Below are 5,753 nucleotides of genomic sequence, written 5' to 3' on the forward strand. Positions count from 1 at the left end.
GTTATTATATTTTATGTATAAAAAGAACATTATTATTAAGGTTTAGTAAATTTACGCTATAATTGATTGTCCCCCTCTGCAATTGAAAAAGAAAACCACCATATACGATATAGCCAAGGAGCTTGATATTACTGTATCAACAGTTTCAAGGGCACTTAGTGGCTTTCCGGCAATAAGTGACGCCACCAGAAAGGCTGTTGTTGAAATGGCTAAAAAATTAAACTATAGCCCGAATAAACTCGCCTCTGCATTAAAATCTGGCAAAACCCATATTATTGGTGTAATTGTACCAAGTGTACAGGCACACTTCTTCGCATCTATCATCCATTGTATAGAAGACGGACTCAAAGACAGCGGCTACCGTGTTATTATTTACCAATCTAACGAATCTGTAGAGAACGAAATAAACGGCGTAAGAACCTTACTAGAGGCACAGGTAGATGGTATTATGGCCTCCATGTCTTTAGAAACAAAAGATGTTTCGCACTTTGCCGAAATTATTAAGCAAAATAAACCACTTATTTTATTCGACCGGGTAGATCTGGAGCTAAAAGTCCCTACCATTACACTTGATGATTTTAAGGCAGGTTATATCGCTACGAAACATTTAATCGATCAGGGTTATAAAAAAATTGCATTTGTAACCACCGTTCATCAGATTAAAATATTTAACGATCGCTTAGAAGGATACAAAGCAGCCTTAGCAGACCATAACCTTCCGCTAATGGAAGAACATATTATTTTTGGCGGTTTATCCATTAAAGACGGTCGGTTTGGCGCTGGCAGGTTAATGCGCAGCAGAAACAAGCCTGATGCTATTATTGCGGGTGACGATTTTACCGCCTTAGGTGTAATTAAAAAGCTTAAAGAGATTGATGAAACACCCCCTGAAGTTGGTGTAATTGGTTTCGCCAATGAAGCTTTCTCCGCTTACATTACACCTAACCTATCAACAATTGATCAGCATGCGTCACAAATGGGCAAAGAATGTGCTAAAATGTTTCTGAAAATGATTAATCAGGAGAGCCCATACGCCAWCATGGAGCATATCGTGCTCGATCCTGCTGTTGTAGAAAGAGAATCAACCAATAAGAAAGATAAATAGCGCTTATTATTCTTTCGCTAAAGGAACTTCGATACCAACAGGACCACTCGGTTCACTTTCATTTTTTAGTCGGTCTAGCGCAGTTACAAGGTAGCTATACCGCTTTCCACTTTCTACACTGGTATCAATATATGAAAGATAATCTTCAAAGCTTATTTTAACAATGTTCTTAGGATCGAGTACCGAAATTTTTTCTCCTTCACTAAAGCGGTAAATTACAAATCCTGAGGCCGTTTCTCCATCTTTTGCCTTTAAGGGAAGTTGCCATTTTAAATGCACACCATCTTTTAGTGCATCAGCTGTTAATGCCTGGGGCTCGTTTGGCGGCACTTCATCCAGCCATGGCATTTGCGGTGGCAAAGCAGGGTACTTATAAAAATCATTCTTTAAGGAGTCGCCCACAGCTTTAGCAACTGTACTTAATGATTTAGAACTAAAAAACACGCTCCCTTGAATTCGGTTGTTATTTCTTATGTATCTAATCTGATTTGGTATTTCACTTAAGTTTTTCCATGCTGCTTCTGCCCTCGAATTTACCAGATAAGCACCCTGTCCGATATAAACATGCCTACCAAAGGTATTATTGCTCCACCAGTCGACCAAAATACCATAGGGAGCAACTCTTCTGGTAAACGTAAAATAAATTTGAGGGTTGATGTAATCTACCCAGCCTTCTCTAACCCATTTACGGCTATCGGCAAAAAGTTCTGCATAATTGGATAGGCCACTGGTAGCAGAACCTTCGGGATCTTCATTTTTATTTTTCCAGATACCAAAAGGACTAATACCAAATTTTACCCATTTTTTATAGTGGTGAATACTATCATCCAGCTGCTTGATGAGCAGATCGACGTTGTTGCGCCTCCAGTCTTTTATATCTGAAAAATTATTCGGGTATTTGTAAAAAGTATTACCATCGTTAATCGTTTGCCCCTCTACTTTATAAGGGTAAAAATAATCGTCGAAGTGAATTCCATCAATATCGTATCCTTTTACTACATCTAAAATTACCTGAACAATATATTCCCTTACATCTGGAATACCCGGGTCAAACTGCTTTTTGCCACCATAGGTAAAAAACCAATCAGGGTGTTTACGATAAGCATGGTYTTCGCTTAAAACAGCGGTACTGCTCATACTTGCCCTATAAGGATTAAACCAGGCATGAAGTTCCATTCCCCTGAAATGGGCTTCTTTAATGGCAAAGGCCAAAGGGTCGTAACCAGGTGCAGGTGCTAAACCTTGTTTACCCATTAACCATTGGCTCCAGGGCTCTCTGGATTTTGCGTAAAACGCATCGGCTGCTGGTCTAACCTGCAAAATAATTGCATTCATCCCTTGACTTTTATGTCTTTCTAAAATACCGATCAGCTCCTGCTTTTGTTGATCGATGCTTAAACCTGGCTTCGATGGCCAGTCTATATTGGTAACAGTAGCCACCCAAACACCCCTAAACTCCCTTTTTGGTGCAATTTTTGATAAAGGTTGTGCATTTAATATATAAGGTACTACAGTTAAAGATAAAAGTGCGTATAGGAAGTTTTTAAGCATTATTTCTGTCTTATTTTTTTATTCAGGTTGTGTGTTTGTGTTGATTTGAATACAAATGAACATTAGCAAGTAAACGATTTTTTTTAAAAACTCTTATAAGTTTTTAAAAAATTTAATTTGCGCCCTGCTAAAATTAATTGTGTACACCCATTTACCTATGGAGAACAAAAGTATATTAATTTACAGAAGATACAGCGTTATTAAAAATGGAACCACAAAAGATTAATAAGGGTGATAGAAACAAAATTTACTTCCTGGTCATCGTTATTGCAGCTTTAATTGGCACAAATGCTTACTTGTTTTTTAAAGATCGACAGCAAAGTGAAAGATTTGTTACAGTTAGCACAGAGAAGGATAAACTGCGGCTCGAGGTAGAAAAGATTGAGGTTGAGCTGGATAAGGTTAATGCATTGAACCTGGATTTAAACGAGAAACTTGTTGAAGAGCAGAAACTTGCCCGGGTAAAAATTGAAGAACTTAAAGCGGCTTTAGAAAAAAACCAGATTACCCAAAGCGAACTCGACAAAGCCAATGTACAAATAAACGAGCTGAAGACATTTGTTAAGAACTACAATGATCAGATGCGAAAACGCTAATCTAAATGCGAAAGTTAAAACTGCTGCGGTATTAAAGCTTCAATCTGCCGAAATTATCGCTTTCAGAACGAAATCAAGTGGTAAAAAAGTTGAAGTAACCAAATCATCTACCGCCGAAAAGTTAAGCGTGCGCTTTAATGTTGTGCCTAACCAATTAGCAGAAAAAGGACATCATAACATTTATCTCCGGGTATTCGATCCCGCTGGGAACCTGCTTGCAGACGAGGAAAACCATTTTGAGGCTGATGGGCAGGATATGCAGTTCAGCCATTCTATTTTTATTAACTACAATAACGATGACAGTACCTATGTTATCGACTGGGCAAATCCTAAACCATTTATAAAAGGCATATATACCGTTATTTTATATGCTGATGGTAATACCATGGGCAAGGCTCAAGTGGAGCTGAGATAAATCTCACCTCTGATTAACCAACCGCTACCTGTTTTAATTTAAGCTAAAGGAAAGTTCAGATAGAACGTTGTTCCTAAACCGCTTATTGAGGTAAACTTAATTGAACCTCCCGCATTTTCTACAGCCTGCTTAACAAAAGCTAAACCTAAACCTGTACCTGACGTTTTTGTAGTGAAGTTTGGTACAAATATTTTATCGTGCAGGGCTGGTGGGATGCCTTTTCCATTATCTTTTATTTCGATATATGCATTTTTTGCATCTACATATATAATGATGGTGATGCAGCATAAAGTTTCCTCATCAATAGCTTCTATTGCGTTTTTAAGCAGGTTGTTAAATGTTCTCAAAAGCTGATCGTGATCGGCCATGATTTCGATGTCCTTCTCACTTTTATCAATCACATCAATGGTTACATTTTCCGTGCTTTTAAATACTTCTCTCGCCTGGTCAATAATCGGAAGTAAAGAAAGGCGCTCCAGATTGGTATCGGGCATTTTGGCAAAATTAGAAAACTCAGAAGCAATTTTCGAAAGGCTATCAATCTGTTCTATAAACGATTTGCTAAATTTATTAAACTTCAGTTCGAAGTTTGGATCTTTTTCTTTCCACGATTTTTCTAACAGCTGAACACCTAATTTTAAAGGCGTTAACGGATTCTTGATTTCGTGGGCAACCTGTTTCGCCATTTCGCGCCAGGCACTCTCCCGTTCCGATCTGGCGAGCTTAATCGCACTATCTTCTAAGGCCGCAATCATGTGGTTATACTCCTTAATTAAAGAGCCGATCTCATCATGCCTACGCCATACGATGGGCTCGTTCTTTTGCCCGATTTTCGTTTTACTAATACTTTCCTGAATAAAAGTTAAGGGACTGGTAATCTGATTGGCCAAAAATACAGCCAATACGCCAATAGCCACAAATACCAGGGCGTAAAGATTAATCAGGTTACTTACAAAAAGTGCCAGTTTATCTGTATATTCTTCTTCGGTAGAGTAATTTGGCAGGCCGATATAGGCAATTGTTTTATTTTGTGCATTCCTGATGGGGGCATATGCTGCAGCGTAGGTTAAGTTGCCTATCTTTTCTTCAGCATTAATAAATTCTGATCGATGTAAGCCTCCTAAAGAAGCAAAGGCTGATGGACCCATCTTTTTACCAATAATTTTATAGTTATAGAGTTTTGGATAAGTGGTCATGATCAGGTTACCACTTAGATCGTATAGGTTCAGATCCGCATTATTGATATCTGCAAAATTGTTAAAATCTGCTGCCGCATTCTCGTCGTTTGCAATAATACCATTACTAAAAATCTGCTTTTCAAAATTCTGTTGAACCTTCCTTATCTTATCTTTTAATATGGTATCCTGCTGCCCACGGTACTCATTGTTCATATAATAGTAAGTTCCCCAACCTACAATAACCAGCGTTGCCACAACTGCCAACACTATAGATACCTGGATTCTGGTTTTGTACAAAATTTTATTGGCATTGATCATTAAAGATCTATTGATACTAAACCAGCCCACCTTATCATCATCGAGATTTTTGATTAGCCATATTAAACCATAAAGCAACAAAGAGAAGATGATAAATATCAGGAAGAAAAACGATAGCGCAGCTAAACGTTCTACATAATCTACCTTCTCTTTACTGATTACAACCATTTTGCTATCAGTAGGCTTATAAATTAAATGGCTGTAACGAAGTTTATCATCATTACTGGTTATAAAATCATCCTTTTTACCTTTAAATATGCTTCCATCTAAAGGGTAAGTATAATTTCCAGATTGATTAAGCAATTTATTATTGCTGTACAAGGCAATGGAATAACCCTTAAAATCTTCATCTTTGATCATTTTTTGATCCCCTAAGAGATCGGGTAGGCGATTGTTATAATTATACGGCTTCGAGCGGAGTTCGATAATAAGCGTGCCTAATAAACTGCCACTATCTACAACCGAAATGATACCAAAGTAATCCYGATAACCAAATGTATTGTTAACCTGATAAAAAAAGTTAGATCCATCAATTTTAACAGAGCCTGCCTCAACCAGGTTTTTATATTTATCAATCGGTGGTGTATCAG

At 37.7% G+C, this 5,753-nt stretch carries 5 protein-coding genes; 3 read left to right on the forward strand and 2 right to left on the reverse strand.

The window, feature by feature from the left end; genetic code table 11:
* Nucleotides 1–82 precede the first annotated feature (82 nt).
* Nucleotides 83–1,105, forward strand: coding sequence for a LacI family DNA-binding transcriptional regulator (locus tag AC1DPQ_RS22360; RefSeq protein WP_477610915.1), 1,023 nt, complete (start codon nt 83–85; stop codon nt 1,103–1,105).
* 6 nt (nt 1,106–1,111) lie between these two features.
* On the opposite strand, the gene AC1DPQ_RS22365 is transcribed toward AC1DPQ_RS22360, so the two are convergent.
* Complete coding sequence (locus tag AC1DPQ_RS22365) at nt 1,112–2,656, reverse strand: glycoside hydrolase family 10-like protein (protein WP_477610916.1); 1,545 nt, start codon at nt 2,654–2,656, stop codon at nt 1,112–1,114.
* Between the two features lie 206 nt (nt 2,657–2,862).
* Between AC1DPQ_RS22365 and AC1DPQ_RS22370 the strand changes: the two genes are divergently transcribed.
* Together AC1DPQ_RS22370 and AC1DPQ_RS22375 are read left to right on the forward strand one after the other, a co-directional pair.
* On the forward strand, nt 2,863–3,252 hold the full coding sequence (locus tag AC1DPQ_RS22370; RefSeq protein WP_477610917.1) for a hypothetical protein: 390 nt from the start codon (nt 2,863–2,865) through the stop codon (nt 3,250–3,252).
* A complete protein-coding gene (locus AC1DPQ_RS22375; RefSeq protein WP_477610918.1) occupies nt 3,230–3,667 on the forward strand; it encodes a hypothetical protein in 438 nt (145 codons plus the stop codon). The genes AC1DPQ_RS22370 and AC1DPQ_RS22375 overlap by 23 nt, the downstream gene beginning before the upstream one ends.
* Nucleotides 3,668–3,705: 38 nt before the next feature.
* On the opposite strand, the gene AC1DPQ_RS22380 is transcribed toward AC1DPQ_RS22375, so the two are convergent.
* Nucleotides 3,706–5,753: sensor histidine kinase (locus tag AC1DPQ_RS22380; protein ID WP_477610919.1), on the reverse strand; the 2,048-nt coding region annotated here is incomplete at its 5' end.

Source organism: Pedobacter sp. 01T416_2 (genome assembly GCF_056398925.1).